Source organism: Yersinia sp. 1252 StPb PI (assembly GCF_048593885.1).
GTDB lineage: Bacteria > Pseudomonadota > Gammaproteobacteria > Enterobacterales > Enterobacteriaceae > Yersinia > Yersinia enterocolitica_E.
The window spans coordinates 1-4,805 of sequence record NZ_JAZGQE010000254.1 but is presented as its reverse complement, the minus strand read 5'-3'; the positions used below and the strand labels follow the sequence as shown (position 1 = coordinate 4,805).

The window sequence follows — 4,805 nt, the reverse complement described above, 5'->3', positions numbered from 1 at the left end:
CAGGGATGATTAGTTGATATATAAAAAAGCCCACCAAGTATGTACTGGCGGGCTTTAGATGAAAGCACTATTTAAATATTTATTTAATCGGGGGTATCGCTATCTATTTCGGCGTATGAGGCAACCAGCTTAACTAATAACTGATTAGTCTCCGTTAACTGTTTCAGATAGTCTGCTCCAAGTGAAATGACGGCTGGCCTATCATGAGCGAGTAACAGGGGTTCGAATCTGATACAACAATCTACCAGATCTTGCGCATCAATCAGTTGTACCGCGCCTTTGATCCGGTGCACCAACGTTGCCATTTCGTTATAAATATCGCTAGCATTCGTACTGCTATCATCCGTTATCAGATGGTCAAACAGTTTCGTTAGCGCGGCAGTATCCTGCACATTGCTTTCCAGCAACGATTGTAATAACTGCAACTCTACCTCAGCTCTGCCACCCGAGAGCGATGTCAATTTATCTTGTGCTGCGACAATAGGGGGCTGTTGCGTTTTTGGGGGCTCACTGTTGTCCGCGGTTGAGTCCCTATTTTCCTGATGGCTCATCTCCATCGCATTGATGCCATCGTCGCCAGTAGTGTGATGATAATTCGCCTCGACATCGTTACCGACAATCTGTTGATGCAGCAAAACAGTGCGTAAGGTGTCAATAGTCACCGGTTTAACCATGCAATCATTCATACCAGCATCAGAACAGCGAGTTATGCTCTCTTCCCGCGCATCTGCGGTACAGCCAATGATTATCATCTCCTTCATTGCCGGACTATTGCGGATATGGGCGGCAAGTTCATAGCCATTCATCAGCGGCATGTTGTAATCGGTGATGACGATATCAAAACTGTAATGTTGCAATATTTTCCAGGCTTCTGCGCCATTTTCTGCGCTCATCACCTGTTCGATGCCGATAAAGGCCAATTGCTGCTGAAGTAACTGGCGGTTGGCCGGAAGGTCATCCACCACCAGAACACGCAGATTTTTCAACTGGTCTAACTGCTTTTCATCGGCATGCAGAATAGTCGCATCTGGCGGTAAATCATCAGCAGTGGCAATATCCAGTGGTAACGTAATAAACAAACTGGTGCCTTTGCCGAGCTGGCTTTCCAAGCTGATTTGTCCGCCCATTTTATGAATCAATTGATGGCAGATCCAAAGCCCTAGCCCTGAGCCGCCAAAACGGGGTGATTTACCTTCGTTCGCCTGGCTAAAGGGTTGGAACAGCGTTGCCTGTGCCGCTGGAGAAATACCAATACCGGTATCGGTAATATCGATATTCATTACGCCATGTTTATCATCTGTCGGCTCCCAAGTCACATCCACTGAAACACTACCTTGTTCGGTAAATTTCAACGCGTTACCTAACAGATTACCCATCACTTGTCGCACTCTGAGCATATCTGCCATCAGCAGGTGAGGGATTTGGTCATCCAGCCAACCCGAGAATCGAAGCCCACGCTCATCGGCGATGGGTTGATAGATAGTCAGCATCCGTTCCATTTCCTGGCGGAAATCTACCACCGCAGGGTGAACACTCAGTTGGCCTGCTTCAATTTTGGCAGAGTCGATGATGTCATCAAGCAGTAACATCAACGATTGAGCTGATTTGGACACGGTAACCAGTGTATCTTTATCAACCGGCTGGGAGCTGCGGATCTCCAGCTCCAATAAGCCCATGATGGCGTACATTGGCGTTCGCAGTTCATGACTGATTGTGGCAAGGAACGTACTCTTGGTCCGGTTAGCGCTTTCGGCTTCGACACGGGCCGCTTCTAACTCACGCTCAACGGTTTTACGTTGGCTAATGTCCAGCCAGCCGCCCAGTAAACTGCGTTCGGCATTGTCCAGTGGAATAATCCACAGGAAGATATCCCGTAGCTCACCATTGATTTCAAGAGATAAATCCACCATTTGTGGTTTTCTGTCCTGTAATACATAACGACAGTATTTATCTATCTCGCGATCAAGCGGACTGGTCATCGGCCAGTTGGCTTGTTCAATATCCTGATTGAGCAAATCGTGAAGCTTATCTTGGTGAGCCGCAGCAAAGTGGCTGTTATAAACGGCTAACTCGGCATTGGTTGTACGAATAAAGACCGCAAAGGGCAATGCATTGATAATCGATTCTTGTTGTAGCAAACGGGCATGTAGCAACTTGGCCTGGCGGCGCTTATTGAACACCAGATAGCACAGGTATAAACCGAAGACCAACAATAGCCCTGAACTTATTTTCAACGCCATCATCAGCCATTCATTATCTGATGAGTCTTCATCAAAACTTATTGGCTTAGGCTTGAAGGTACTCCATTCGCTAATTAAGTTGTCTAACTCTTCTGGTGGAATAGATTCAATTACTTTATCTATAATGGCCTTTAATTCGGGCAGGTCTGGGCGGATGGCAAATGCCATCATCAGCGGTTCTTCACCTGCAACCGCGACCGTTTTTATATTCGGGCTAAAATTCTGAGCTGACAGGTAGTTAGCGGTCATCATATTCTTAACGACAGCATCCACTTTACCTTGCTGCAACCAACGCACCAGTGTCATGGTATCCGGGGCTTGGACAAAGGTAATCTTTTGGGCTAACAGGGGGTTACCAATAATCCCGCCAGAAGCACTACCGGCTTGTATCCCCACGCGCTTTCCTGCCAGATCTGCCACATTGTTGATATCCAGGCGATCTTCGCGCGTCAATATACCCCATAAGGATTGAGCTACTGGTGAGGAGTAAAGGTTGTTACCATACATACCGTTGCGAACGGCTACAATCGGCAGTAAATCGGTTTTACCGGCGATAAAATCACGTACCCCTTCACCGGTATCTTTGGTATAGACCGGTTCAAATTTAATCCCGGTTCGGCGCGCGATAATATCGATAAGATCGACTGAGAAACCGGCTATTTGTCCGGTTTGACGATCGCGGAATATCAGTGGTGCCAGATCAAGTGGGGCGACATAACTCACCACCGGATGGTGCTGAATCCAGCTCACCTCTTGTTCGGTCAACAGTAACTTGGCATCAATATTGTAATGATGTTTGCTACCAAACCAGCGTTGCTGAATATCACCGGTCGCGCGGGTAGGTAATAATTCTAAAATCTGATTAATGTAGTCAATCAGCTTTTGATTGCTTTCCCTCGCCAGGAATGTGTAAGGGGCAGGGTGATAAGGGGTAAAGTTACGAATTTGCAACGTCAGCAATTGTAACTGATCAATCAGATAGTTAGCTGTTGTGGCATTCGCAACAAAGACATCGGCATTACCATAGGCGACAGCCAACAACCCCTGCAATTGGTTGGGGTAGGCAACAATTTTATCGGCATGATAATTAAATAAAAACTCAGGGGAGAGTGGCTCGTTATTAACGATAGCCACCGTTTCTGGGTGGGTACGTTTGGTCGGGTCCCAATTTTTGCTGCGAACTTCGACATGCCGGTTGGTAAAGAAGGCATGGGAAGCTATCAGCCCCGGCTGAGGGGGCATAGGTGTCCCGGCCATTAAGTCAATCTGGCCATTTTCCAATGCATTCAAAACTAACCCGTAATCGCAATAACCGATCATCTGGAAAGATAATTGGCTGGCATCACTGATTATTTTCAGGTAATCCGCAACAATACCTTCAATGGCATTATCATCACGGTTAACGACAAAAGGAGTATTGGCATCCATGACCACCCCCACTTTCACCGTGCGCCGGCTTGATTGGCGAGTGTCCGTGGAAGGTGTCAGTAATAGATCTTCACTGTAGCTATTAGCGATACTGTGTATCGTCAATGGCTGCCCAGTATCGCACCCCTGACGACCGGTCATCATTGCGGCATTAAGCTGCCCGCTAAGCAACAGCAAACAGTAAAGAAGAATTCGCAAAGAGAACCTACTCGGTAAAGATAAGGTTGCCCGTGGTAAACCAGAGCCGCCTGAATTATACCAAATTATGGGTATGTGCATAATCTGCCAGTTCAATTACGGAACTTAGCCCTAACTTGGTCAAGATGCGGGTTTTATAGGTACTGACAGTTTTGTTACTGATAAACATTTCGTCGGCAATCTGTTTATTTGACAAACCATTCACCAGATAACGTAAAACATTAATTTCTCGTTCTGACAACAACCGCGCCCGATTGACAGGATCATGGCTGGAAGGTTGCCCGGCTAATTGGGTCAACGTTTCAGAGGGGAAGAAAGAATACCCACGTAATACGTTCTGTGCAGCAAAAAGAATTTCGCTAATATCTTTATTTTTACTGATGAAACCGTTGGCACCGGCCTGTAATGCCCGTACCGCAAAAACTTGCTCATTCTTGGCGGACAAGAATAATGATTTGCCTGTAAATCCACGTTGCTGTAGTTTTTTCAACAACGAGAAACCATCGAAGTTAGGTAACTCAATATCGATAATAACCAGATCAACAGGGTTGTTTTTTAAAATCTCTAAGGCTTCACTGCCATCAACCGATTCGTAAATGGTTGAAAATTCGTTACTTTGTGATAGTAATGCACGAATGGCGACACGAATAGCCGGGTGGTCATCAACTATCATCACTGATTTTGTCATGTTCTCTCCGTAAATCGTTATATCTTGGGATTCGCAGAGTTAATTCACTGCTCCTCACTCGCACCGATCGACTCCAAATGATTACCCAAGACGAGATAAACAAGAACCACGCTGCCGATGCCCAAAGTACTATTTCGGTGATTCTAATCTCTAATTATAGATTATCAAGAAAAGATTCTTACTCATGTATAGCCCGCTGAAGCCAACTCATCACCGCAACCTTATTCTGCCTAGTGAATTGATTATAAACG

At 46.0% G+C, this 4,805-nt stretch carries 2 protein-coding genes; both read right to left on the bottom strand.

What is annotated here, in order from left to right:
• Window positions 1-83 precede the first annotated feature (83 nt).
• Entirely contained in the window at window positions 84-3,842 is a 3,759-nt protein-coding gene (locus V2A85_RS21925; RefSeq protein WP_420072360.1) for an ATP-binding protein, read from the bottom strand.
• Window positions 3,843-3,921: 79 nt separating this feature from the next.
• Window positions 3,922-4,554 (bottom strand): response regulator, encoded by a 633-nt coding sequence (locus V2A85_RS21920; RefSeq protein WP_004705218.1) that lies wholly within the window; start codon window positions 4,552-4,554, stop codon window positions 3,922-3,924.
• Window positions 4,555-4,805: the final 251 nt, after the last annotated feature.

Bases quoted from the DNA above. Each gene is read 5' to 3' on its own strand.
- V2A85_RS21920 (WP_004705218.1), bottom strand. From the start codon at position 4,554: ATGACAAAATCAGTGATGATAGTTGATGACCACCCGGCTATTCGTGTC.